23 protein-coding genes and 1 riboswitch are annotated in these 22,842 nt (G+C 67.2%); of the genes, 10 read left to right on the forward strand and 13 right to left on the reverse strand.

Features of this window, described 5'->3' with window-relative positions; all coding sequences use genetic code 11:
• Window positions 1-29: 29 nt before the first annotated feature.
• The 7 genes from F615_RS0109600 to F615_RS18150 all read right to left on the reverse strand — a co-directional run bounded on the left by F615_RS0109600 (window position 30) and on the right by F615_RS18150 (window position 5,740).
• Window positions 30-596, reverse strand: coding sequence for a pilus assembly PilX family protein (locus F615_RS0109600; RefSeq protein ID WP_083932448.1), 567 nt, complete (start codon window positions 594-596; stop codon window positions 30-32).
• A 12-nt stretch (window positions 597-608) separates the two neighbouring features.
• On the reverse strand, window positions 609-1,643 hold the full coding sequence (locus tag F615_RS0109605) for a PilW family protein (protein WP_026330197.1): 1,035 nt from the start codon (window positions 1,641-1,643) through the stop codon (window positions 609-611).
• 83 nt (window positions 1,644-1,726) lie between these two features.
• Window positions 1,727-2,257: a type IV pilus modification protein PilV gene (gene pilV / locus F615_RS0109610; RefSeq protein ID WP_310732000.1), complete on the reverse strand. Its 531-nt coding sequence runs from the start codon at window positions 2,255-2,257 to the stop codon at window positions 1,727-1,729.
• A complete protein-coding gene (locus F615_RS18145) occupies window positions 2,176-2,748 on the reverse strand; it encodes a GspH/FimT family pseudopilin (protein ID WP_375060593.1) in 573 nt (190 codons plus the stop codon). The genes pilV and F615_RS18145 overlap by 82 nt, the downstream gene beginning before the upstream one ends.
• A 103-nt stretch (window positions 2,749-2,851) precedes the next feature.
• Complete coding sequence (nrdR, locus tag F615_RS0109620; protein WP_019560971.1) at window positions 2,852-3,310, reverse strand: transcriptional regulator NrdR; 459 nt, start codon at window positions 3,308-3,310, stop codon at window positions 2,852-2,854.
• 19 nt (window positions 3,311-3,329) lie between these two features.
• Window positions 3,330-4,577: a serine hydroxymethyltransferase gene (glyA, locus tag F615_RS0109625; RefSeq protein ID WP_019560972.1), complete on the reverse strand. Its 1,248-nt coding sequence runs from the start codon at window positions 4,575-4,577 to the stop codon at window positions 3,330-3,332.
• A gap of 84 nt (window positions 4,578-4,661) precedes the next feature.
• Window positions 4,662-4,791: riboswitch (ZMP/ZTP riboswitch) on the reverse strand.
• 88 nt (window positions 4,792-4,879) lie between these two features.
• Window positions 4,880-5,740, reverse strand: a complete 861-nt coding sequence (locus tag F615_RS18150; protein WP_019560973.1) for a transglycosylase SLT domain-containing protein — start codon at window positions 5,738-5,740, stop codon at window positions 4,880-4,882.
• A gap of 292 nt (window positions 5,741-6,032) precedes the next feature.
• Between F615_RS18150 and ubiD the strand changes: the two genes are divergently transcribed.
• Window positions 6,033-7,610 carry a 4-hydroxy-3-polyprenylbenzoate decarboxylase gene (gene ubiD / locus F615_RS0109635; RefSeq protein ID WP_019560974.1) on the forward strand — a complete coding sequence of 526 codons (1,578 nt, stop codon included), beginning with the start codon at window positions 6,033-6,035 and terminating at the stop codon, window positions 7,608-7,610.
• A 245-nt stretch (window positions 7,611-7,855) separates the two neighbouring features.
• Here the strand turns inward: ubiD and F615_RS0109640 are convergent, their stop codons facing one another.
• Window positions 7,856-8,668 (reverse strand): YdcF family protein, encoded by an 813-nt coding sequence (locus F615_RS0109640; protein WP_019560975.1) that lies wholly within the window; start codon window positions 8,666-8,668, stop codon window positions 7,856-7,858.
• A gap of 130 nt (window positions 8,669-8,798) precedes the next feature.
• Here F615_RS0109640 and msrA point away from each other — a divergent pair, with 130 nt between their 5' ends.
• The 6 genes from msrA to F615_RS19410 all read left to right on the forward strand — a co-directional run bounded on the left by msrA (window position 8,799) and on the right by F615_RS19410 (window position 14,845).
• Window positions 8,799-9,341 (forward strand): peptide-methionine (S)-S-oxide reductase MsrA, encoded by a 543-nt coding sequence (gene msrA, locus F615_RS0109645; protein ID WP_019560976.1) that lies wholly within the window; start codon window positions 8,799-8,801, stop codon window positions 9,339-9,341.
• Window positions 9,338-9,979, forward strand: coding sequence for an ABC transporter ATP-binding protein (locus F615_RS0109650; protein ID WP_019560977.1), 642 nt, complete (start codon window positions 9,338-9,340; stop codon window positions 9,977-9,979). Before msrA ends, F615_RS0109650 begins: the two co-directional genes overlap by 4 nt.
• Window positions 9,976-11,181, forward strand: coding sequence for an ABC transporter permease (locus F615_RS0109655; protein WP_019560978.1), 1,206 nt, complete (start codon window positions 9,976-9,978; stop codon window positions 11,179-11,181). Before F615_RS0109650 ends, F615_RS0109655 begins: the two co-directional genes overlap by 4 nt.
• A 100-nt stretch (window positions 11,182-11,281) precedes the next feature.
• On the forward strand, window positions 11,282-11,542 hold the full coding sequence (locus tag F615_RS0109660) for a hypothetical protein (RefSeq protein ID WP_026330198.1): 261 nt from the start codon (window positions 11,282-11,284) through the stop codon (window positions 11,540-11,542).
• Between the two features lie 9 nt (window positions 11,543-11,551).
• On the forward strand, window positions 11,552-12,073 hold the full coding sequence (locus tag F615_RS0109665; RefSeq protein WP_019560980.1) for a DUF3299 domain-containing protein: 522 nt from the start codon (window positions 11,552-11,554) through the stop codon (window positions 12,071-12,073).
• A 75-nt stretch (window positions 12,074-12,148) separates the two neighbouring features.
• Window positions 12,149-14,845, forward strand: coding sequence for a PAS domain-containing hybrid sensor histidine kinase/response regulator (locus tag F615_RS19410; RefSeq protein WP_019560981.1), 2,697 nt, complete (start codon window positions 12,149-12,151; stop codon window positions 14,843-14,845).
• Between the two features lie 7 nt (window positions 14,846-14,852).
• Here the strand turns inward: F615_RS19410 and pdxH are convergent, their stop codons facing one another.
• A complete protein-coding gene (gene pdxH / locus F615_RS0109675) occupies window positions 14,853-15,494 on the reverse strand; it encodes a pyridoxamine 5'-phosphate oxidase (protein WP_019560982.1) in 642 nt (213 codons plus the stop codon).
• A gap of 184 nt (window positions 15,495-15,678) precedes the next feature.
• Between pdxH and F615_RS18160 the strand changes: the two genes are divergently transcribed.
• Window positions 15,679-16,323, forward strand: coding sequence for a nucleotidyltransferase family protein (locus F615_RS18160; RefSeq protein WP_019560983.1), 645 nt, complete (start codon window positions 15,679-15,681; stop codon window positions 16,321-16,323).
• A gap of 13 nt (window positions 16,324-16,336) precedes the next feature.
• Here F615_RS18160 and F615_RS0109685 read toward each other — a convergent pair whose 3' ends face one another.
• A complete protein-coding gene (locus F615_RS0109685; protein WP_019560984.1) occupies window positions 16,337-16,969 on the reverse strand; it encodes a gamma-glutamylcyclotransferase in 633 nt (210 codons plus the stop codon).
• Window positions 16,970-17,203: 234 nt separating this feature from the next.
• Here F615_RS0109685 and edd point away from each other — a divergent pair, with 234 nt between their 5' ends.
• Together edd and eda are read left to right on the forward strand one after the other, a co-directional pair.
• The gene (gene edd, locus F615_RS0109690) at window positions 17,204-19,015 is read left to right on the forward strand and encodes a phosphogluconate dehydratase (RefSeq protein ID WP_026330200.1); all 1,812 of its coding nucleotides are present in this window, start codon (window positions 17,204-17,206) and stop codon (window positions 19,013-19,015) included.
• 2 nt (window positions 19,016-19,017) lie between these two features.
• Complete coding sequence (eda, locus tag F615_RS0109695) at window positions 19,018-19,653, forward strand: bifunctional 4-hydroxy-2-oxoglutarate aldolase/2-dehydro-3-deoxy-phosphogluconate aldolase (protein WP_019560986.1); 636 nt, start codon at window positions 19,018-19,020, stop codon at window positions 19,651-19,653.
• A gap of 3 nt (window positions 19,654-19,656) precedes the next feature.
• On the opposite strand, the gene gloA is transcribed toward eda, so the two are convergent.
• The 3 genes from gloA to F615_RS0109710 form a co-directional block, all read right to left on the reverse strand.
• Window positions 19,657-20,052, reverse strand: coding sequence for a lactoylglutathione lyase (gene gloA, locus F615_RS0109700; RefSeq protein ID WP_033371204.1), 396 nt, complete (start codon window positions 20,050-20,052; stop codon window positions 19,657-19,659).
• A 69-nt stretch (window positions 20,053-20,121) separates the two neighbouring features.
• Window positions 20,122-20,943 carry an SDR family NAD(P)-dependent oxidoreductase gene (locus F615_RS0109705; RefSeq protein ID WP_019560988.1) on the reverse strand — a complete coding sequence of 274 codons (822 nt, stop codon included), beginning with the start codon at window positions 20,941-20,943 and terminating at the stop codon, window positions 20,122-20,124.
• 77 nt (window positions 20,944-21,020) lie between these two features.
• The gene (locus F615_RS0109710; RefSeq protein WP_019560989.1) at window positions 21,021-22,679 is read right to left on the reverse strand and encodes a methyl-accepting chemotaxis protein; all 1,659 of its coding nucleotides are present in this window, start codon (window positions 22,677-22,679) and stop codon (window positions 21,021-21,023) included.
• Between the last annotated feature and the right edge of the window lie 163 nt (window positions 22,680-22,842).

The following is a 22,842-nucleotide window of genomic DNA, read 5'->3' on the forward strand; positions in this document are numbered from 1 at the left end:
AGAGCGGTTGGGCTGGTGCGGGCGAGTGCTCAGCGCCAGAAGGTGGTTTGCAGGAAGACGACGGCATTGTTGGTGCCCCCAGTGCCTCGTGCAGTGATCCGGAAGACTTGGGCAAACTGTCCCACGCCATCACCCAGCTTGACAGAGCTTTGAGGGTCCACGGTCACCGGCGGGAGCTGCTCGATCACGTAGCGCGGTGGCGTGGCCACGCCATTGAGCACGCCGCCGTACACCCGGTACCCATTGGAACTGGGGGCTGCATTCCAGCCGGCCCAGGCTTGCGGATTGTCCCGCCCCGGCCATGGATTTCTCTGGGCGTGGTACAGCCCTGGCGTGGTGGATGAGGTGGTGCCGAAATCCGGCAGGGTCACACTGCTCAGGAAGGTTTCGGCTTCTCGGAGCGCGGACTCCGCAGCCTGGAAGGCCAGGTTTTCATCCCTGAGGTTGCCCGCCATTCGTTCTTCCAGTGTGCTCATTTGCATGGCGGTTACGCCCAGGATGGTCAGCAACACCAGGAAGATCAGGACCATCACCAGCGAAAAGCCTCGTGAGCCTTGCTTGGAGGAGCGGTGAATGTTGCGCATGGTCGTAGACATGAAAGTCGAGATTCATTCCACCCGATTGCGCAGCGTGATCGTGGTGGAGTACACCTGGCGCAGGCGCCGATCCGTCGACGTGTACGCGGTGGTTGCGCCCCCGATGACATAAGACATCGGTTCGGTGGCGATGTTGTCCTCCGGCGATTGCACGAGCATTTCGACACGCACGCCGACGACCTGATCCCACTGACCGGCGGCCTGGACCTGATCGGCGCGGGAGTATGTGTCCGCGGCCCGGTCCGCGTTGGTGTCGACGCCGTAGGTGATTTGCAGGTTTTCGATACCTTCGACCAGTTCTTCTGCATTGGCTGCGTTGCGCGACACCTCCCGTCGATACAGCGCGGGTCGTCCTGCTGGGTTGGTACCGATGAAGTAGAGGAAGGAGGCTACTCGCACGATATCGCCGTCGGTGAACTCTTTGCCCAGCGCGGTGGTGGCGTTACCGGGATCGCCGGTGCCGGTGTTGTGTGCCAAGGATCCGCTGGTGTTGGGGTTGGCGCTGGAGATCTGGAAAACGGCCGCAGCGACGCAGTCAGATACCAGCACGATGTCGCCTTGCGCCAGGCCATTGTTGGCATCCACCAAGATGGCCGCCGAGCCTGGCGGATTGCCACCGGGATGCGCACGCACGGGCAAGAGCGGACCGGACAGTGACCGAACGATCAGCACGTCGCTGCCGGCGACCGGCGCGACCGTTCCGGTCAAACCCGCAGGGATGGCCGGTGACCACGTGCTGCCTCCCACGCTCGCGTCATAGCCGCTGACCGGGCGCTGGAAGTCGAAAGCCGCGCTAGAGGCGTTGTTCAGCGTGTTGTTGAGGGTCGCACTGCCGCCTACACACCCAAAGTAGCCGGCTTGCCGAATGTCTCTGGCCAGGAACGTGAATGCGAAGCGGGCGCTTTCCTGCAGACGGGAGATGCCTTCACCGGAGCGATAGGACTGCCGGCTGCCGACGTAAGCCGCCGAGATGGCCAGGATGAGGATGAGGCCGATGACCAATGCCACCATCAACTCCACCAGCGTCAGGCCAAGACTGCGACGCAAACAAGAGCTCCCCTGGGGGCGAGGCACCCGCCGTGGTTGCGAGTGCACGATGAATGAATGGTGTGGACTCACGACGGGGCGCCTCACAAACGGACCTGGACATCGAACTGTGTGGGAGTTCCGGCTCCGCGGCTGTCGTCCCATTGGACCGTCACTGTCACGATGTTCCCGTTGTCCACCTGGACCGACCCGGTGCCGGCGGGCAGCCGACGTTGCAGCTCGGCACGCCAACGGGCGAGATCGCGTTCCGGCAGGCTGGTGCCGGTGGGGGCCGCGGCGGTGAGTCCGAGGTTGTAGTTGCCGGCCAGGGCGGCCTGCCGGTTGGCCCGCATGGCGTCGAGGATCTCGTAGCTCAGCAGGGTGGCCACCGTGCGGCTGCTGGCGTTCTTGCTGCCGCCCAAGGCGCTGACCTGCAAGCCGGCCAGCGCCAACAGGCCGAACGAGAGGATCACGATCGTGACGAGAACCTCGATCATGGTCATGCCATGCGAGCGGGGTGCGCGGGAAGACCGGGATGTCCGCATGCGATGCCCTAGCCGGTGCAGGAGGTAGAACCCAGGCGGGGACGCCCCATCGTGTTGACCTCGATGTTGCGTCCTTGCCCGTCGAGACATAGGGAAAAGCTGGCCGTGGCAGCCGTCACCAGCGATCCGGAGCCGTTGATGCCCAGCGAGCTGCCATCCGGGCGGAAAGACAGGCCGCGGGCGAAGTCGTTGTTGGCCGTCAGGGTCGAGGCGCGCAGGGCGCCGAACACCCGCAGGACCTCGTCGTCGGCGTCGATCACCCCGGCCGTGTTGCCGCCCACATGGGTGTTGTCTACGAACACGATCCAGCCGTTGGCCCAACTGGTGTCCGACCCGCCGGCGCAGGCCGGTGACGCAGCGGTGGCGTCGTTGGTGCGACAGACGGTGACGCGAACTCCGCGTTTGATCGCCTCGGAGCGCGCCAGGTTGAGCGCCGAAATCAGCTCGTTGGACTGTGAGGCCAGCCGATTTCGGGTGAAGAAGTCGTTGAAGTTGGGCGCAGCGATTACGGCCAGGACCGCAAGCACAGCGATCGTGACCATTAGCTCGACCAAGGTGAATCCAGACACGTGTGAGCGCACAGGCGGCCTCCTTGAGCGGAAGGTAACACCATGGGTCGGCCTCGCGGTGGCCAGAGCGACGAATGGCGGCCCGATCCCGACGTACGGAACGGCGAGTGCGGCCTCAGCGACCGCGCCGTGAAGTTTCTCTCACCGCGTTCATGAACTCGCTGACGTCATCGAAGCTGCGGTAGACGGAGGCAAAGCGGATGTAGGCCACCTTGTCCAGGCGCTTGAGCTCGCGCATGACCCATTCGCCCACGCGGGTGCTGCTGACCTCGCGCTCGCCGCTGTGCAGCAGCGAGGTCTCGATGCGCGAGACGGCCTGGTCGAGCGCTTCGGCGCTGACGGGGCGCTTGCGCAGAGCCAGCGTCATCGAGGCGCGCAGCTTGGCCGGGTCGAACTCGGTGCGCCGGCCGTCCTTCTTGACGATGGATGGGTATTCGATCTCCGCGCGCTCGTAGGTGGTGAAGCGCTTGTCGCACCCCATGCAGCGCCGCCGCCGCCGGATCACGTCCCCCTCGTCGGACTCGCGGGTCTCGACGACCTGGGTTTCCTCGTGGCCGCAGAAGGGGCAGCGCATGGCAGGCGGCGGGTCGGGTTCAGCGGTAGACCGGGAAGCGGCGGGTCAGTTCGTGGACCTTGGCACGCACCGCGGCGATGTTGGCCTCGTCCTGGGGCTTGTCCAGCACGTCGGCGATCAGGTGGGCGGTGGCCACGGCCTCGACCTCGGTGAAGCCGCGGGTGGTCATGGCCGGCGAACCCAGGCGGATGCCGCTGGTGACCATGGGCTTTTGCGGGTCGTTGGGGATGCCGTTCTTGTTGCAGGTGATGTGCGCGCGGCCGAGCACGGCTTCTGCTTCCTTGCCGGTCAGGCCCTTGGGGCGCAGGTCGACCAGCATCACATGGCTTTCGGTGCGGCCGCTGACGATGCGCAGGCCGCGGGCCATCAGGGTTTCGGCCAGGGCCTGGGCGTTCTTGACCACCTGCTGCTGGTAGGCCTTGAACTCGGGCGACAGGGCTTCCTTGAAGGCCACGGCCTTGGCGGCGATGACGTGCATCAGCGGGCCACCCTGGATGCCGGGGAAGATGGCGCTGTTGATCTGCTTGGCCACATGGTCCTTCATCAGGATGATGCCGCCACGCGGGCCGCGCAGGCTCTTGTGGGTGGTGGAGGTGACCACGTCGGCATGGGGCACGGGGTTGGGGTAGACGCCACCGGCGATCAGGCCGGCATAGTGCGCCATGTCCACCATGAAGTACGCGCCCACGGCCTTGGCAACGCGAGCAAAGCGCTCGAAGTCGATGCGCAGGCTATAGGCCGAGGCCCCGGCGATGATGAGCTTGGGCTTGTGCTCGTGTGCCAGCCGCTCCATCGCGTCGTAATCGATTTCTTCCTTCTCGTTCAGGCCATAGCTGACCACCTTGAACCACTTGCCGGACATGTTCAGCGGCATGCCGTGGGTGAGGTGGCCGCCTTCGGCCAGGCTCATGCCCATGATGGTGTCGCCCGGCTGCAGCAGCCCGAAGAACACGCCTTGGTTGGCTTGCGAGCCGGAATTGGGCTGCACGTTGGCATGCTCGGCGCCGAAGAGCTGCTTGAGCCGGTCGATGGCCAGCTGTTCGACGATATCCACGTACTCGCAGCCGCCGTAGTAGCGCTTGCCGGGATAGCCTTCGGCGTACTTGTTGGTCAGCTGGCTGCCCTGCGCGGCCATGACGGCCGGGGAGGCGTAGTTTTCGGAGGCGATCAGCTCGATGTGGTCTTCTTGGCGCTGGTTTTCTTGTTGGATGGCCGCCCAGATGTCGGGATCGACGTTGGCAAGGGTGGAGGTGGATCGGTCGAACATGGCAGTCCTCTTCAATGCGATGAAGTCCCTCGTCGCACCGGCGGCGGCTGCGCTGACGCACCCGAGATGCCGCGTGCTGGATCGGAGGGCTGCCCAGGCGAACGGCGAAACGGCGGGGCTGGATGCGGCCGCCGGCTGCACTTCCCGGTGGTTCACCACCTCGGGCGCACACCTCGCAGGCGAGGGGGCCTTATCGCCAGTTGTGCAACGCCCGCAGTGTACTGGAGAACGCCCACGCCGGCCCGGCCCATGGTGCAGGCGCCCCATGGGCGCGAGGCCTTGCGCGGCTCAGGAGGCTGGACTCAGGAGGCTTGAGCCACCCGGGTGTCTGCGTCGGGCTGTCGCGTGGCCTTGGCCTCGGGGGCAGAGGCCGCGGCCGGGGCCGTGGTCGGGCTGCTGGTGCGCACCAGCAGCGGCACCGTGACGGGCACCGCACGGCCTTGGGCCACTTGGCGCAAATGGTTGCGCTCGGCCAGCACCTTGGCCGCGTAACCGCCGTCATCGGGCAGGTTGGCCGCGCCCACATACCATTTCAAGCCGCCTTCGAGGCTGCCGGCACGCTGGATGTATTCGTGCAGGATCTGGGCACCCACGCGCAGATTGCTCACGGGATCGAAGGCCGCATGGGTGCCACCAAAGGCCTCGTATTTGTCATCGTGGACGCGGGTCATCACCTGCATCAAGCCCTGGGCGCCCACCGGACTTTGGGCGAAGGGGTTGAAGCTGGACTCCACGGCGATCACGGCCAGCAGCAAGGTCGGGTCCAGCCCGGTGCGCTGGCCCACATCCCAGGCTTCTTGGACCAGCCGGGCCACTGGCTCGGGCGCCACACGGTAGCGCCGCGATATCCATTGCACGATGGCGGCTTGTTCCTTGCCAAGTTCGCGCGGGTCGGCCGCCGTGGCGCGACGGATGGCCTCGGGATCGGCCAGCGCGGCCACCAGGCTTTCGTCTTGACTCAGGCGGGCTTCCTGGCGCTGGAGCAGCCAGCCCAGGGCCTGCTGCTCCAGTTGTTCGCGCCATTGCGGCCGGCCCAGGCCAAAGAGGGCCGCGCCCAGCACGAGCAGGCCCAGCAGCGCCAGGCCGTTGTGGCTGATATCGAGCAGGCCCTGTCCAACGTCCCGGAAGAAGACCGAGACACTGCGGGCCACCGACTGCGTCATCTGCGACACCCGGTGTCGCAAGGGATGGTTCGCTGTCATGTCACTCCTTTCGGTCCGCGGGGCCTGGAAGGCCGATGTCTCGGCCTGGCCTGAGCCGCGGAGATAATGCCCGGCCACCCTAGAAAGTCAGGCGCCTGCAGAATGCAAGGCCCGGGTGGCGATCGAGGGCATGGGCAGCGTGAAGTGCACCGGCAGCCGGTGCGGGTTATCCCTGATGGGAGACGGCCGGATTCTAGGAAGGCTCGAAATAACCAGTCAAGCCTATAGATTACACGTGTAATTATGATGAGTTATGAAGTACCGGGATTTGCGTGATTTTTTGAGCCGGCTGGAGGCCATGGGGGAACTGCGGCGCGTTCACGAGCCCGTGTCCCCGGTCTTGGAAATGACCGCGTTGTGCGATCGCGTGCTCAAAGCCGGGGGGCCGGCGCTGTGGTTCGAGCAGCCGGTGGGGCATCGCATCCCGGTGCTGGGCAATTTGTTTGGCACCCCCAAACGGGTGGCCCTTGGCATGGGGCAGGACGATGTACAGGCCTTGCGGGGCATCGGGGAGCTGTTGGCCCGGCTGAAGGAGCCCGAGCCGCCGCGCGGGCTGAAAGACGCCGGCCGGCTGGTGCAGATGGCCAAAGCGCTGTGGGACATGAAGCCGGCCGTGGTGCGGCGGGCACCGTGCCAGTCCGTGGTGTGGGAGGGGGCTGACATCGATCTGTCGCGCCTGCCCATCCAGCATTGCTGGCCGGGGGACGTGGCGCCGCTGATCACCTGGGGCTTGGTGGTGACGCGCGGGCCGCAGTCGGTGCCGCATCCGCGCACGCGCCAGAACCTGGGCATCTACCGTCAGCAGGTGATCGGGCCGCGGCAGTTGATCATGCGCTGGCTGGCCCACCGGGGCGGCGCGCTGGATTTCCGGGACTTCGCGCTGGCCAACCCAGGCCGGCCGTTTCCGATCGCGGTGGCTCTGGGGGCGGACCCGGCCACCATCCTGGGGGCGGTGACGCCGGTGCCCGACAGCCTGTCGGAATACCAGTTTGCCGGGCTGTTGCGCGGCTCGCGCACCGAGGTGGTGGCCACGGGGGTCGGGGAAGGATCGGTGCGGCTGCAAGTGCCCGCCAGCGCCGAGATCGTTTTGGAGGGGCACATCCCGGTGGCCGCCCCAGGCTACACGGGCACGTCGGCCCATGGCGTGCCGTTGAAGGAAAAGGGGGGATATCTGCACGCCTTGGAAGGCCCTTTTGGGGACCACACGGGCTATTACAACGAGCAGGACTGGTTTCCGGTGTTCGAGCTGTCTCGTATCACGATGCGGGATGCGCCGATCTACCACTCCACCTACACCGGCAAACCGCCCGACGAGCCCGCGGTGCTGGGCGTGGCGCTCAACGAGGTGTTCGTGCCGATCTTGCGCAAGCAGTTTCCCGAGATCGTGGACTTTTACCTGCCACCGGAGGGCTGCAGTTACCGCATGGCGATCCTGAGCATGCGCAAGGCCTATGCGGGCCATGCGAAGCGACTGATGTTCGGGGTGTGGAGTTTTTTGCGGCAGTTCATGTACACCAAGTTCATCGTGGTCACCGACGACGACGTGGACATCCGCTGCTGGGCCGATGTGATCTGGGCCATCACCACCCGGGCCGACCCGGTGCGCGACACCACCTTGGTGGAGCACACGCCGATCGACTATTTGGACTTCGCTTCGCCGACGTCGGGCTTGGGCGGCAAGATGGGCATCGATGCGACGAACAAATGGCCGGGTGAAACGCAGCGCGAATGGGGCCGCTTGATCACGATGGACGCGCAAGTGCGCGCGCGCATGGATGCCCTGTACGAACGCTTGTTTTGCACGGCGGCGGCTGATGATGGCCCACGGTAATGGTGCCCGGTGATGGCGCCCGGTAATGGGGGCGTGTGTTCTGATTGGAAATGCGAACTGGCGTCCAGGCCGAGGCTGCGGTATCGTCTTGACGCCTGCTGGAATGCAGGTGTTTCCGATGCGCAGTCTCTGCGCGTAAGGAGCCCCGGACTTCTTCCCTCCGGAGCCCCGAAACGTGGCGTCACGCCACCCCCCCTCCGGCCGCCACGGCTCGGAGGGGTTTCTGTTTGGGGGCTCGCGGTCGTTCAGTAGCCAAGCCTCAAGGCAAGCCATTCGCGCCAGGCATGGCGGTTTTCCAGCAGGCCGAGGAGGCTGGGGGTCCAGTGGGCCAGGTGCGAGGTCTGCGCAGGAAGCAGCCCCATGGGTGCCGGTTGGATCGTCAAATCGCTGCCGGCCAGCGCTTCGGTGAAGGCGCGTTGCGCGCGCGGCATGTGCCAGACATGGGTGACCAGCACGATCTTGCGCACACCGGCATGGCGCAGCAATGCTGCAGTGCGGCCGGCGTTTTCGCGGGTATCGCGCGAAGTGTCTTCCACCCAGCGCAAGCTTGCGGCATATTCCTCCCGGGCGATGCGCTCGGCCACACGGGCTTCGGGGGTCACGGATTCAGGCAGGCCATGCGGGATGCCGCCGCTGTAGGCCACGGGCAGGCCGGTCTGCCGCGCCAGCCACAGCCCGTAGCGCAGGCGTTGCAGGCCGGTGTCGGACAGGTCTGACAGTCGGTAGTCGGGCGAGCGCGGCACCAGGCCGCCGCCCAGCACGACGATGGCCACGCTCGGTGGTGCTTTGCCTTGGGCTTTGGCCTGGGTCTTCAACTCGTCCAGGTCCAAGGGGCCGAGCGCTGGCGGCACCCGCAGCACAAAGGATTGCGTGATCCAAGCCCAGCCGGTGGTCGAGCCCAGCCACAGTCCTGCACAGGCCAGCAACACCAGCGCAATGCCCAGGCCGCGACGTGGGCGCAGTTGGCGCAGGCCAATGAGCAGCAGCACGATGAATGCCCCCGGCGGCAGCACCAAGGCCAGCACATAGGGAAGGTAGGGCGCGAGGCTGTCGGTCATGGACGGCGGTCGAGGCAATGGGATGCTGGATTGTGCTGCTGGGATTGTGCAGGAAAGCCCCTGCAAGTTGCCGCCCCAAGGCAGGATCGGTGCTGCACTTCGTTAAGCTTGTCGGCTTTGGAGTCTGGCGATGTCCGAAGCGCAAGAAATCACGCTGGCTGGCGGCTGTTTCTGGTGTCTGGAGGCGGTGTTCGACCGTGTCGAGGGTGTGCTCGACGTGGAGTCGGGCTATTCGAATGGGAGCTGGCACAGCCCCAGCTATGAGCAGGTGTGCTCGGGCCAAACCGGTCATGCCGAGGTCGTGCGTGTGCGCTTCGATCCGCAGCGCATCAGCTTGCGCGAGATTCTGGAAATTTTCTTCACGATTCACGATCCGACGACCCTGAACCGGCAAGGCCACGACGTGGGCCCCCAGTACCGCTCGGGCATTTATTTCCACACGGCCGAACAGGAACGTGTGGCGCGTGCGCTGATCGCCGAGCTGAGCGCAGCGGGGGTGTGGAAGGATCCCATCGTGACCGAGGTCGCTCCGGTGGACAACTATTGGCCGGCCGAAGCCTATCACCAGGACTATTTCCTGAAGCATCCCGAGCAAGGCTATTGCGTGCATGTCGTGGCGCCCAAGGTGGAGGAGTTCCGCCGACGCTTTGCTCACAAGGTGCGCAAGGGATGATCGCCTGGCGCGACCTGAGCGTGCAGTATCCGCGCGGTCCGTGGCTGCGCTTTGCCGACATGCAGCTCGACACCGGGCGCACGCTGTTGTTGCGTGGCGCCTCGGGCACCGGCAAGTCGAGTTTGCTGGCCTTGCTGGCCGGCTTGTCGAGCCCCACGAGCGGCGACATCGAGGTCGATGGCGTGCCGCTGCATCGCTTGACCCCACGCCAGCGCGATGCCTGGCGCGCCGCGCATCTGGGTGTGTTGCCGCAGCGGCTGCATTTGAGCCAGAGCCTGAGCGTGGCCGACAATCTGGCCTTGGCCCTGTGGGCCGGGGGGCGGGCGCATCAAGCGGCCCAGCGGGTGCCGCAGGTGTTGCAGCGCTTGGGCGTGGCCGATCTGGCCGGGCGCCGACCGCATGAGCTCAGCGTGGGGCAGGCGCAGCGGGTGGCTTTGGCGCGTGCGCTGCTGTGCGAGCCCCGCCTGCTGTTGGCCGACGAGCCCACCGCCAGCCTGGACGATGCATCGGCCGCCGATGTGCTGGCGCTGCTGCGTGAGCTGAGCCGCGAACGGGGCGCGACCCTGGTCATCGCCACCCACGACTCACGGGTCGTGCAGGCGCTGGCGGCCGACGATCCGGTGGAGATGCGGCTGTGAATCTTGCGCGTCTGTCCTGGACCTACCTGTGGGCACGCCCTTGGGCGACCTTGCTGCATCTGGGCCTGCTGAGTTTGAGTTTGGCTTCCATCACCTTGGTGTTGCTGGTGAGCGAGCAGATCGAGAAAGGACTGCAGCGCGACTTGGCCGGCATCGACCTGGTGGTGGGGGCCAAGGGCAGCCCGATGCAGCTCATTTTGGCCGGTGTGTTCCATTTGGACGTGCCCACGGGCAACATCCCGGCCGAAGAGGTGCAGCGCTGGCGCGCGCATCCCTTGGTCGAGGCGGTCATTCCGGTGTCGCTGGGCGACAGCTACCGGGGGTTTCGCATCGTGGGCACCGAGCCTGCGTACCTGACACATTATGGTGCGAGGTTCGCCCAGGGGCGTGTGTGGCGCGAGACGCTGGAGGCGGTGCTGGGCGCCGATGTGGCCGCACGCACGGGGCTGCGGGTGGGCGACCGCTTCGTCGGCGTGCATGGTTTGGGCGGCGAGGGCGAAGCCCATGGTGAGACGCCCTACACCGTGGTGGGGGTGCTCGAACGCAGTGGGCGGGTGCTGGACCGGCTGATCCTTACCTCGACCGAGTCGGTCTGGGAGGTCCATGAGGCCGCGACCGCGCTGGACGAGGCCGATCGGCGCGAGCTGGAAGCCGAGCGAGAGGTGACGCTCCTGCTGCTGCGTTACCGCAGCCCGCTGGCGGCCGTGAGCCTGCCGCGGCTGATCAATGCCGAGACGGCGCTGCAGGCCGCGTCTGCGGCCCAGGAGACGGCCCGCTTGTTGCGCATCGTCGGCGTGGGCGTCGATGTGGTGCGTGGCTTCGGGTGGGTGCTGCTGGCCGTGGCGGCGCTGTCGGTGCTCATGGGTCTGTACCATGCCGTGCGGGAGCGGGCCTACGATTTGGCCATGCTGCGCATGCTGGGGGCGCCGCCGCACAGGGTGGCCGCCGTGGTGCTGGCCCAGGCGTTGTGGCTGGTCGCAGGCGGCTTGCTGTTGGGCTTGGCCCTGGGTCATGGCCTGACCGCGTGGTTGGGATGGCTCCTGGCGCAGCGTGCCTCGGTGGCGTTGAGCGGCTGGACGTGGCTCAGCGCCGAGTGGGCGGTGGTGGCCGGGGCTCTGGCCGTGGCGGTGTGCTGTGCGGCCTTGCCGGCTTGGCAGGCGTACCGGCTCGACGTCATGCGGCTGTTGCAAGCGCCGCGCTGAGAGGCTCGGGCCGGCCCAGTGGCACCGGATGAACCTTTGGGCCGGCGGCGGGTCGATGAAACGAGCCGTGTCTTTGATGATGTGTGAAGGCTGTCGTCGCATGAAATCCAGGTTCCCGTCTTTGTTGCTGGCTTTGGCGTTGACTTCGGGGGGCGCCCTGGCCTGGGCCCAGACGGCCCCAGCGCTGTCGGACCATGTCAAGAAGGACATCGAGCGCCACCGTGCGATGGCCGCTGCCCATGAGGCCGCGGCACGTTGTCTGGAGTCTGGCAAGAGCGAGGAGTCCTGCCTGAAAGAGCTGCAGGCGGCCTGCAAGGGCTTGGGCATCGGCAAGTACTGTGGCATGCGCCACGTTCATTGAGTCGGGCTCATGATCGACCGTCGTGGCGTGGTCGCTGGCTTGCTGCTTCTGGCGGCTCGTGGGGGTTGGGCACAGTCGGCCCCAGCGCGAGGCGCGGCGGGGTTGGTGGCGCCATTGGGTAGCGGGCCGGGCTACCACAGCCCGGACAGCCCGATTCCTCCTTTGCAAGAGCGCGAGGGGGTGCTGTCCTGGAAGCGGCTCGCTGCGGTTCAGACCCGGGCCGAACGCCAGCGGCTGCGGCCGATCTTCCCGGCCGACGTGAAGGCGCTGGACCAGCAGATCGTCAAGGTGCAGGGTTTCATGATGCCGTTGGACGCCAGCGAGCGTCAGTACCACTTTTTGTTGTCGGCCGTGCCCACGACGTGCTCGTTTTGCATTCCCGCCGGCCCGGAAGGGCTGGTCGAGGTGCGGGCCAAGACGCCGGTGCGTTACAGCGTGGATCCGGTGGTGGTCCAAGGGCGGCTGTCCGTGCTGGACAACGACCCCTACGGATTGTTCTACCGTCTGACCGATGCGCAGCCGGCGCGCTGAGCGCGTCCCTGCCGGGGGCGCCCAAGCGGGGGCGTGAACTCGCTACACTGGGCAGATACTGCCCTTCAGGCTCACATGTCCTGCCCTTCGCCAGCCGGCGCTCTCCCTTTCGATCCTTCGTTCATCAAGGCGGCTGCGCGGGCCTTGATGGACCTGGCTTCCGAGCCTTTGTTCATGGCCGATGATCTGGGCCGCATCGTCTATGGCAATGCGGCCTGGCAGGCTTGGACCCAGCGCCAGGCGCAGGGGGAGCACGAGGTCAGGGCCGTGGTGCAGGCCCGCATGTCGTCGCAGGATACGCAGGAGCCGCCGCCGGTGAGGCTCGGTGGGAGCTGGCTGCAGCTGCGTCGCTGGCGCGGGCCGACCGGGGCGGGCGCCTGGTTGGGGCGCTTGTCGGTGGCGCACGCCTCGCCGCAGACCGATCACGACGGGACGCCTGGGCTGGCGCAGCGCTTGGCGATGACGCAGGACTTCGGGCGCTTGGCGGTGTGGGAGCGCCATCTGGACGACCAGCAGGCGTTTTGGGATGAGCACATGTTCCGGTTCTTTGGGCTGCAGCCCGAAACCCGGGCGCCCGATCTGGACACGATCTGGGCGTTGATCCATCCCGACGACCGCGAGCGTGTCCGGCAGAGCTGGCATGAAAGCATTCGCACGCCTGGGGCCTATCAGGTGCGCTTCCGCCTCGTGCCACGCGCCGGTGGCATGCGCATGGTGCATTCGCTGTGGCAGGTGGTGGCCGATGCGCGGGGACGGCCGCAGCGCGTGCAGGGGGTGTTGGTCGATGACACCGAGAGCTTCGAGCAGGGCGCGCAAGTGTGCAAGCTCAGCACGCAATTCGAACTGGCGGTGGAGCTGGGCCAGTTGATCCTTTGGGTGCATGACCTGGCCACCGACGAGCTGCATGTCAATGAACGGGCGGCGGCGATGCTCGGTTTTCCGGGGCGGGTGGTGCTGCCCTTGCATGAAGTGCGTGCCCGTGTGCACGAGGACGACCGCGAGGCCTTGGCCGAGGGGCTGCGTCGCGCGCTGGCGGGCCGGCAAGCGGTCGATGTCGTGGCCCGCTATCTCGACGGCCAAGGCGTGTATCGCACGCTGCTGACGCGCCGCGCGGCGCAGCGTGACGAGACCGGGCAGGTGGTGGCAGTGCTGGGGGTGGCGATGGACATCACCGAACGCCGCCATACCGAGCTGGCCTTGCAACAGGCGCAGGCGCGTGCTGCCTTGGCCACCCGCGAGGCTGGCGTTGGCACCTGGGAGCGCGATTTGAGCAGGGGCATCAGTCACTGGGATGCGCAGATGTATTTGTTGCGCGGCCTGTCTCCGGACGATCCGCGCCCGGTGGAGGCGTTGCGCATGAGCTGCGTGCATCCCGAAGACCGGGCCGCGATGGCCGAGCGTTACGAGCAGGTTCGCGCCGGCCCGCTGGACCGCACGGCCTTCGAGTTCCGTGTCCGGTGGCCTGACGGCAGCGAGCGTTGGCTGGCCACGCGCGCACACGTGGTGCGCGACGACAGCGGTCAGCCGGTGCGCATGCTCGGGGTCAACTGGGACATCACCGAGGCCAAGCGCGCCGAGCAGGCTTGGCGCGAGAAGGCCGCGGCCGAGCAGGCGAGCCGGGCCAAGTCGGAGTTCCTGGCGCGCATGAGCCACGAGTTGCGCACCCCCCTCAATGCCGTGTTGGGGTTCACGCAGATCTTGCTGGCCGACACGACGCAAGTGCTCAGCCCGGCCCAGCGGCAACGGGTCCACCACATCGAGGCCGCTGGCCGGCATTTGCTGACCCTCATCGAGGACATGTTGGACCTGGCGCGCATCGAGGCTGGCGCGGTGACCTTGCATCTGCAGCCCCTGGAGGCGCGCGCCGTGCTGGCCGATGCCCTGGGCCTGGTGGCGCCGATGGCCCGGGCGCAGGGCATCGAGCTGCGCATGGGCTCCCTGGCCGGCTGGGTGCTGGCCGACCCGCAGCGACTGCGCCAGGTGTTGATGAATCTGGTGTCCAATGCGATCAAGTACAACCGCGCAGGTGGGCGGGTGGACGTGGCCGCGCACGAAACGGCGCAGGAGTGCGTCCTGGTCGTGCGTGATACCGGCCGGGGCATGAGCGAGGACCAGGTGCGGGGCTTGTTCGAGCCCTTCAATCGCCTGGGCATGGAGCGTGAGGGCATCGAAGGCACGGGCATCGGGTTGTCGATCGCTCGCCAGCTCGTGGCCCACATGGGCGGACGCATCGAGGTGCGCAGCCGCTTGGGCCAGGGCAGCGAGTTCCAGGTGTGGTTGCCCAGGGCCGAGCCGGCCGAGGCCGACCCGGCCGCGCCCGCGCTGGTGGCTGCGCCTGCGGTGACGCCGCAAGCCGCGCACGGGCCGGCGCCGCCCGGGCTCGAACTGGTCTATATCGAGGACAACGACGTCAATGTCACGCTGGTGCGCGAGATCTTGGCGCTGCGACCGGCGGTTCGCTGCAGCGTCGCCGGGGATGGGGCCGGCGGCCTGGCCTTGGTCCACACCGTGCGGCCCGATGTGGTGCTGGTGGACATGCACCTGCCGGACATGGATGGCCACGAGGTGCTGCGCCGTCTGCGTGCCGACCCGCGTACTGCGGCCGTGCCCTGCATTGCGCTGTCGGCCAACGCCATGCCCGAGGATGTCCAGCGGGCCTTGGCCGCCGGTTTTGCCGAGTACTGGACCAAGCCCATCGAGGTGGCGCGCTTTCTGGCGGCCATCGATCGCCTGCTCCAGGCGCGCGCGGACGGCGCGTCTGCGGCAGGGTGAGCATGCCTCAAGGCGCCAGTCGCTCGCGCACCCACTGGCCGTGCTCGTCCAGGCGGTAGCGCAGCCGATCGTGCAGACGGGATTTGCGGCCCTGCCAGAATTCCCAGCGATCCGGCACCAGGCGATAGCCGCCCCAATGCGGCGGCCGCGGAGGGTCCAGGGCGAATTGCGCCGCATAGCGTGCGGCATTGGCCATCAGCACGGCGCGCGAGGGGATCACCTCGCTTTGAGGCGAGGCCCAGGCCCCGATGCGCGAGTCCAGCGGGCGCGAGCGGAAGTATTCGTCCGATTCGGCCTCGGACACTTTCTCGACCCGACCTTCGATGCGCACCACGCGTTCGAGCTCGACCCAATGGAATTGCAAGGCCGCGTAGGGATGCACCTCCAGCTCGCGGCCCTTGCGGCTGCGATAGTTGGTGAACCAGACGATGCCGCGCTCGTCGCAGCCCTTGATCAGCACGATGCGGGTGGAAGGCCGGCCGTCGGCGCCGACGGTGGCCAGCGTCATCGCATTGGGTTCGGGCAGTTGCGCGGCCAGGGCCTCGTCGAGCCAGCGGCGAAACTGGCGCAGCGGATCGGGGTCGGCATGCCGTTCATCGAGCTCGGCGCGTTCATAGCTCTTGCGCAGATCGGCCAGACGTTTGTCCATGGTCGGCAGTATAGGCACCGCCCGCGCGCGGCGCGCCGACCATCGGAGCCAACCCCAAGCGGGTCGCTCCCTAGGGCTTGTCCCCAACCGGGCTGTCCCCAGTGGCGCCGGCGCTCCAACTGGGCTTCCATAGGAGAACATCCGGCCGCTGCGCCCGTGCACCATCTCAACCAGGAGGAATCTGATGTCGTCTTCGCCCGTGGTCATCGTCCTGGCCGCCGGGGCAGGCTCGCGCTTCGAGGGCGCGGGGCACAAGCTCACGCAGGCGCTGGGCTCCACCACGGTGCTGGGAGCCACCTTGCAACAAGTGCTGGCCAGCCGTCTGCGGCTGGTGGTGGTGACCACCAGCGGCTTGCGAGACATGGTCAAAGGCTGGGTCGCGACGCAAGACGTCGTCGTGGTCCCCGCGGGCTCGGACGGGGCTGGGGAGCACCTGGGCATGGGCTATTCGATTGCCGCCGGCGTGCGGGCGCGCGGCGATGCCTCCGGCTGGTTGGTGATGCCTGGCGACATGCCATTGGTGCGTCCGTCCACCTTGAGAGCGGTGGCCATGGCGCTCAGTGCCCATCCGGTGGCGTATGCGCAATTCCAGGGGCGGCGGGGTCATCCGGTGGGGTTTGCCGCGGAGCTGTATTCGGAGCTCGCCGTCTTGGACGGGGACCAGGGCGCCCGCCGCATCCTGGCACGTTATCCGGCTGCGGCGGTGGAGGTCGATGACCCCGGGGTGCTGGTGGACATCGACACCCGAGCCGATTTGCTGTCGGTGCAGGCCCGCCTGCCGCCGTCGGGCGCGGTGCTGGCGGCCCACCGGGAGCGGCAGCCGCCTTGAGCGCTGCGCCGCGTCAGTCGTCCAGCAAGCCGTGACGGCGGGCCAAGGCCAGCAGCCCGGCCAGTGCGCGGTCGTGGATGCCTTGCTCTTGCAGGCAGCGCTGCGTGCGCACCACGTAGTCCAGCGTCGAGCCATAGCGACCGCGGGCGTGGCGCAAGATGTGCACCAGGCGGGCCTCGTCCAGCGTGCCGGTGTAATTGGGGCTGTCTCGGCTGAGCGTGAAGGCCAGGGCGCGCACCGTGCCTTGGGTCGTGCGGCACGGTAGCCAGCGCGGGTCGTAGACCCCGGTGGGCATCTCGCGTTGCCACAGCTTGTCCAGCTCGCGCCGCGCGATGGCGCGTGGCACACGAAACACCACGCCTCGGCACGCCCCGCCGGGCATCAGCGCGAACACCAAGCCGGGCTCCAAGGGCGTGCCCCGGTTGATGCGCGACCACATGCTCAGCCGCCGGTGATAGCCGTGCACCCAGGCCGGCAGGCGCAGATCGTGCTCGATCTCCGGGTTCCAGATCAGCGAGGCGTAGCCGAACACCCACAGGTCGGCTGCGGAGGGCCATTGCGCCAGCGTGTGCTCCAACAGGACCTGGGGGTCGCGCAGGATGGGCACGTGGCCGAGGTCGGAGAAGTGGGCCAAGGGAGGGCGCATGGGCGCGTCGAGCAGCGGCTGAGGATGCAGGGTCTGGTCCTCAGTTGTACTGCAAGTTCGTGGGTTTCGATTGGAGGCACCGTGGGAGGCGGGCCACGGCCGGGCGAACATCGCCGCCGTGACACAAGTCCACCCCGACGCAGGGGCGGGCGTCTTGATTTGACGTTGTAACCAAGTTACCTAAGAATTGAGGTATTGGTTACAACCGCACGCTTTGGGCGTGCCCACCCTGCGATGAAATCCGTCATTCGAGAAGTGACTCAGCGCATTGCCGAGCGCAGTGCGGCCACGCGACGCGCCTATCTCCAGCTCGTCGAGGACATGGCCCGTCGGCCCCGCGGGGCCGACCGCATGGGGTGTGCCAATGTGGCGCATGCCTTTGCGGCGTTGCCGGCGTCGGACAAGTTGCGGGTCGTGGCCGAGCGGGCGCCGCACCTTGGCATCGTGACGGCCTACAACGACATGCTGTCGGCACATCAGCCCTATGAGGGCTTTCCGGCCGTCATCCGTGATGAAGCGCGCCGTCGGGGCGCCACGGTGCAGGTTGCCGGTGGCGTGCCGGCCATGTGCGATGGCGTCACCCAAGGCCAGCCGGGCATGGAGCTGAGCCTGTTTTCGCGCGACACGATTGCCATGGGCACGGCCGTGGCGCTGTCGCATGATGTGTTCGATGCCGCATTGCTGCTGGGGGTGTGCGACAAGATCGTGCCCGGCTTGCTGATCGGTGCGCTGCACTTTGGCCATCTGCCCTGTGTGTTCGTGCCGGCTGGCCCGATGAGCTCGGGGCTGTCCAACAGCGAGAAGGCCAAGGTGCGCGAGCAATTCGCGCAAGGCCTGGTGGGTCGCGAGGCGCTGTTGGCGGCCGAATCGGCCGCTTACCACGGACCGGGCACCTGCACTTTTTATGGCACGGCCAACAGCAACCAGATGCTGCTGGAGGCGATGGGGCTGCATGTGCCGGGGGCGGCCTTCATCCATCCGCAGGCCGAGCTGCGCGAGGAGCTCACCCGCGAGGCGGTGCGCACGGCGCTGCGCTGCGTGAGCCAGCCGCAACGCGCCATCGGGCGCCTGGTCGACGAGCGCGTCATCGTCAATGCGATGGTGGCATTGCTGGCCACGGGCGGCTCCACCAATCACCTCATCCACTGGGTGGCGGTGGCCCGTGCAGCCGGCCTGTTGATCGACTGGAACGATTTTTCCGACCTCTCGGCCGAAGTGCCGCTGCTGGCACGGGTGTACCCCAATGGGAGCGCGGACGTGAACCAATTCCAGGCCGCGGGTGGCCCGGGTTTCGTGATCCGCGAGCTGATCGAGCAGGGCTGTTTGCATGCCGATGTGGTGACCGTGGCCGAGGGGGGGCTGGCCGCCTATGCCCGCGTGCCGGTGCGAGGCCCTGCCGGCCTGACTTGGCAAGACCTGCCGCGCGACAGCGGCGACGACACGGTGCTGCGCCGTGCCGAGCGCCCCTTCAGCCCCACTGGCGGCCTGAAGCTGCTGCGTGGCAACCTGGGGCGTGCGGTGATCAAGACCTCGGCCGTGCCCGAGGATCGGCATGTGGTGGAGGCCCCGGCGCGTGTGTTCGACAGCCAGGAGGACATGCTGGCGGCTTTCAATCGCGGTGAGCTGGAACGCGATGTGGTCGTGGTGGTGCGCTTCCAGGGGCCGCGGGCCAATGGCATGCCCGAGTTGCACAAGCTGACGCCGCCGTTGGCCGTGCTGCAGGGCAAGGGCTTCAAGGTGGCGCTGGTGACCGATGGGCGCATGAGCGGTGCCTCGGGCAAGGTGCCGGCGGCCATCCATGTGAGCCCCGAGGTGCTGGCCGGCGGGCCACTGGGCAAGGTGCGTGATGGTGACGTGATCCGTTTGGATGCCGTGGCCGGCACGCTCGATGCGTTGGTGGGCGAGGCCGAGTGGGCCGCGCGTGAGAATGCACAGCCTACGGCCGAGCAGCTTCATTCCCATGGCCGCGGCTTGGGCCGCGACTTGTTTGCCGGCATGCGGCGCAATGTCTTGAGCGCCGAAGAGGGCGCCTGTACTTGGTTGTGAACATGATGATCGATCCTTTGGAGCTGGCCGACCACGGCCCCGTCATTCCCGTGATCGTGCTCGACCGCGTCGAGGATGCCGTGCCGCTGGCGCGCGCGTTGGTCGACGGCGGGGTGAAGGTGTTGGAGGTGACGCTGCGCACCCCGGTGGCGCTGCCATGTGTGCAGGCCATCGCGCGCGAGGTGCCCGAAGCCATCGTCGGGGTGGGCACGGTGCGCCGGCCGCAGGAGGTGCGGGCCGCGGTGCAGGCCGGTGCCCGCTTTGCCGTCAGCCCGGGCTATTTGCACGAGATCGGCCAGGCCTGCCGCGACGCCGGCTTGCCGCTGCTGCCAGGGGTGGCCACCAGCAGCGAGGTGATGGCCGCCCATGCCGATGGCTGGTCTTTCTTGAAGTTTTTCCCGGCCACCGCCGCTGGCGGCCTGCCTTTGCTGAAGGCTTGGGCCAGCCCCTTCCATGACGTGGTGTTCTGCCCCACGGGTGGCATCACCGCGCAGACGGCCCCGCAGTTCCTGGCGTTGCCGAATGTGAAGGTGTGCGGCGGCTCTTGGCTGACACCGCCGGAGGCGATCCGCGCCGGCGACTGGACGCGCATCACGCAGTTGGCACGCGAGGCCGCGGCGCTGCGGGCGGCGGCCTGAGGGTCATACGGTCTCGGTTTTGCGTTCGATCAATTCGATCTTGTAGCCGTCGGGGTCGGTCACGAAGGCAATGACCGTCGTGCCCCCTTTGACCGGGCCGGGTTCGCGCGTGATCTGGCCGCCGGCGGCGCGGATTTTTTCGCAAGTGGCATACACATCGGGCACGCCGATGGCGATGTGGCCGTAGGCCGTGCCCAGTTCGTACTGCTCGACGCCGTAGTTGTAGGTGAGCTCGATCTCGGCATGCTCGGGGTTGGTGCCGTACCCGACGAAGGCTAGCGAGTACTGCTGTTCGGGTCGATCGGTGGTGCGCAGCAACCGCATGCCCATCACTTTCGTGTAGAAGTCGATGGAGCGCTGCAAGTTGCCCACGCGCAGCATGGTGTGCAGGATTCTCATGGTGGGTCGATGTTCTCGATGCACATCACAGTGTGCCAGCAGAAAGTTTTCCCCACGTGACGTCTGGCTTCACCCGGCCGATGGCGGGACGGCCACGGTGTAGTTCAGCGCCCGGCGCCCGCCATCGACATACAGGATCTCGCCCGTGATGTAGCTGGCCGCTGGGCTGGCCAGGTAGAGCACGGCATCGGCGACTTCCTGCGGCTCGCCCAGGCGCTTCATCGGCGTGCGGCTGAGGATGCGCTGGCGGGCGTCCTCGCTGCCGAGCACGGCTTGACGTGCCAGTTCGGTGGCAATGGTGCCAGGTGCCACGGCATTGACGCGGATGCCGTGGTCGGCCAAGGCCAGGGCCATGACGCGGGTGAGCTGGTCGATGCCGCCTTTGCTGACGTTATAGCTGGCGATGCTGGGGATGGCCATCACGCCATTGACCGAGCTCATGTTGATGATGGCGCCGCCTTGGCCTTGGCGCACCATTTGGCGTGCACAGGCCTGTCCCATCAGGAAGGCGCCTTTGAGATTGACGCGCAGCACCGCGTCGAAATCGGCTTCGGTGATGTCGAGAAAGTCCGCAGCCCGGAAGATGCCCGCATTGTTGACCAGCACGTCGATGCGCCCAAAGCGCTGCACGGCGGCGGCCACCGCCGCATCGACCTGGGCTTTGTCACCCACGTCGCATTGCTGATAGAAGGCGGCGGCATTTAAGGCGCACAGTCGCTGCTGCACGGCGTGGCCGGCGTCGTCGTCGATGTCGAGCAAGACCAGCCGAGCGCCTTCGTCGGCCAGGCGTTCGGCGCAGGCCAGGCCGATGCCATGGGCTGCGCCGGTGATGACGACCACGCGATCTCGCAGCCCGAAGCGGACCGGGGTGTCCTTGTTCGGTTGAGGCATGTGCTGTCTCCTGAATGCAAGCCAGCCCTGGCGCGATCGGTGCGCACCAGGGCGGTGCATACAGTGTAGTGGGCCTTTTAGGCCGGCTGGGCCGCGGCTCGCAAGCGTTTCATCTGCTTGCGCAGGTTCACCGCATCGGGCAGGGCGGCGTGGTCACTGCCGTCCAGACGGAAGACGCCCACGGCACTGGCCACCACTTGCGCTTGATGCTTGAGCTGGGCCGCCGCCGAGGACAGCTGCTCGACCATCGCTGCGTTTTGCTGCGTGATGCCGTCCATCTGGGCCACGGCTTCGTTGATTTGGGAGATGCCGCTGAGTTGTTCCTGCGCGCCGGTGCTGATGTCGGCGATCAGGCAGCGCACCTTCTCGACGGCTTGCAAGGCCTCGTCCATGGTCGATCGCGCGGCTCGCACCTGCTGCTCGCCGTCACCCACGTGCTGGGCGGACTCCTCGATGAGCTTTTTGATTTCTCTGGCTGCGGCCGTGGTGCGCTGGGCCAGGGCGCGCACCTCGCCGGCCACCACGGCGAAGCCGCGGCCCTGCTCGCCAGCGCGTGCGGCCTCCACGGCGGCGTTGAGCGCCAGGATATTGGTTTGGAAAGAGATGCCATCGATCACCTGGATGATCTCGGCGATGCGATGTGAGGACTGGCTGATGGCCTGCATCGTGAGGGTGACTTGATTGACCGCTTGGCTGCTGCGCTCGGTGACGCGGCCGGCTTCGATGGACAGCTCGGCGGCCTGGGCGGCCGAGTGGGCGCTGTTGCGCACCGTGCCGGTGATTTGCTCCATCGACGAGGCCGTCTCTTGCAGACTGCTGGCTTGTGATTCGGTGCGTGCCGACAAGTCCTGGCTGCCGGCGGCGATTTCGGCGGCGGCGGCTTGGATGCGTTCGACCTCGCGCCTTGCGTCGCGCACGATGGACATCAGGTTGACATTGAGCTGGTTCATCGCCTGGGCGAAGTGGCCGATCAGGTCGTGCCGCCGCACGTCGATGCGCTGGGTGAGGTCGCCGGCGGCCATGCGGTTGGCCACCGTGAGCATCTCGTGCATCGGCAGGATCAGCAAGTGACGCAGATAGTGACGCATCAGCAGGGCCAATCCAGCGGCCAAGGCCGTCCCGGTGAGCGCTTGCATCGCCCCCTCACCCGCCCAGCCCGACGATGCGGCGTGTGTGCCCAACAGATATGCGGCAGCCACTGCGGCGGCCGAGACTGCGCAGACTTTGGCCGTCAACCCCAGCTGTGTCCACTGCGCCAGCCGACCGGCCCAGGTGTTGCGCAACAGCTGGCCCCGATGCAAGACATGCACACGCCGCCCGGCGGCCGCTTCGGCCCGCATTTGGGCGTACAGCGCCTCGGCCTGGCGCACTTCCTCGCGCGAAGGCGCGGTGCGCACCGACATGTAGCCCACCGGGCGGCCGGCCTCCATCAGCGGGGTGACGTTGGCCATCACCCAGTAGTACGCGCCGTCCTTGCGGCGGTTCTTGACCATGGCCCGCCAGGGCAGGCCACTCTGGATGGTGGCCCACAAGTCGCGGAAGGCTTCTTTGGGCATGTCCGGGTGGCGGATCAGGTTGTGCGGCTGGCCCAAGAGCTCTTCCCGGGTGTAGCCGCTGACTTCGATGAAGGCCGGGTTGCAATACAGGATGCGGCCTTGTAGATCGGTGGTGGAGACGAGCGTTTCCCCCGGAGCAATGGGGTATTCGCGATCATGAACAGGCAAGTTGACGCGCATGGGGCCTCCCTGAGGCGAAACGGGACGATGCCGTTGTATCGGCCGCGGCACCCCGGGGGCACACCCCCCTTGAGAGGGGGGATTGATGTCGATCAAGCTTGCCGCGTGAAGGAATGTGCACCGGCGGCCGTGTCATGCGCCGTCGCCGGGGCCTCCCCCCGTT

The organism is Caldimonas manganoxidans ATCC BAA-369 (assembly GCF_000381125.1).
Lineage (GTDB): Bacteria > Pseudomonadota > Gammaproteobacteria > Burkholderiales > Burkholderiaceae_C > Caldimonas > Caldimonas manganoxidans.

What these genes read in the sequence shown, in the direction of transcription:
- F615_RS0109600 (WP_083932448.1), bottom strand. Translation starts at nt 596, where the DNA reads ATGTCTACGACCATGCGCAACATTCACCGCTCCTCCAAGCAAGGCTCA.
- pilV (WP_310732000.1), bottom strand. Translation starts at nt 2,257, where the DNA reads ATGTCTCGACGGGCAAGGACGCAACATCGAGGTCAACACGATGGGGCG.
- nrdR (WP_019560971.1), bottom strand. Translation starts at nt 3,310, where the DNA reads ATGCGCTGCCCCTTCTGCGGCCACGAGGAAACCCAGGTCGTCGAGACC.
- glyA (WP_019560972.1), bottom strand. Translation starts at nt 4,577, where the DNA reads ATGTTCGACCGATCCACCTCCACCCTTGCCAACGTCGATCCCGACATC.
- F615_RS18150 (WP_019560973.1), bottom strand. Translation starts at nt 5,740, where the DNA reads ATGACGCAGTCGGTGGCCCGCAGTGTCTCGGTCTTCTTCCGGGACGTT.
- ubiD (WP_019560974.1), top strand. Translation starts at nt 6,033, where the DNA reads ATGAAGTACCGGGATTTGCGTGATTTTTTGAGCCGGCTGGAGGCCATG.
- F615_RS0109640 (WP_019560975.1), bottom strand. Translation starts at nt 8,668, where the DNA reads ATGACCGACAGCCTCGCGCCCTACCTTCCCTATGTGCTGGCCTTGGTG.
- msrA (WP_019560976.1), top strand. Translation starts at nt 8,799, where the DNA reads ATGTCCGAAGCGCAAGAAATCACGCTGGCTGGCGGCTGTTTCTGGTGT.
- F615_RS0109650 (WP_019560977.1), top strand. Translation starts at nt 9,338, where the DNA reads ATGATCGCCTGGCGCGACCTGAGCGTGCAGTATCCGCGCGGTCCGTGG.
- F615_RS0109660 (WP_026330198.1), top strand. Translation starts at nt 11,282, where the DNA reads ATGAAATCCAGGTTCCCGTCTTTGTTGCTGGCTTTGGCGTTGACTTCG.
- F615_RS0109665 (WP_019560980.1), top strand. Translation starts at nt 11,552, where the DNA reads ATGATCGACCGTCGTGGCGTGGTCGCTGGCTTGCTGCTTCTGGCGGCT.
- F615_RS19410 (WP_019560981.1), top strand. Translation starts at nt 12,149, where the DNA reads ATGTCCTGCCCTTCGCCAGCCGGCGCTCTCCCTTTCGATCCTTCGTTC.
- pdxH (WP_019560982.1), bottom strand. Translation starts at nt 15,494, where the DNA reads ATGGACAAACGTCTGGCCGATCTGCGCAAGAGCTATGAACGCGCCGAG.
- F615_RS18160 (WP_019560983.1), top strand. Translation starts at nt 15,679, where the DNA reads ATGTCGTCTTCGCCCGTGGTCATCGTCCTGGCCGCCGGGGCAGGCTCG.
- F615_RS0109685 (WP_019560984.1), bottom strand. Translation starts at nt 16,969, where the DNA reads ATGCGCCCTCCCTTGGCCCACTTCTCCGACCTCGGCCACGTGCCCATC.
- edd (WP_026330200.1), top strand. Translation starts at nt 17,204, where the DNA reads ATGAAATCCGTCATTCGAGAAGTGACTCAGCGCATTGCCGAGCGCAGT.
- eda (WP_019560986.1), top strand. Translation starts at nt 19,018, where the DNA reads ATGATGATCGATCCTTTGGAGCTGGCCGACCACGGCCCCGTCATTCCC.
- gloA (WP_033371204.1), bottom strand. Translation starts at nt 20,052, where the DNA reads ATGAGAATCCTGCACACCATGCTGCGCGTGGGCAACTTGCAGCGCTCC.
- F615_RS0109705 (WP_019560988.1), bottom strand. Translation starts at nt 20,943, where the DNA reads ATGCCTCAACCGAACAAGGACACCCCGGTCCGCTTCGGGCTGCGAGAT.
- F615_RS0109710 (WP_019560989.1), bottom strand. Translation starts at nt 22,679, where the DNA reads ATGCGCGTCAACTTGCCTGTTCATGATCGCGAATACCCCATTGCTCCG.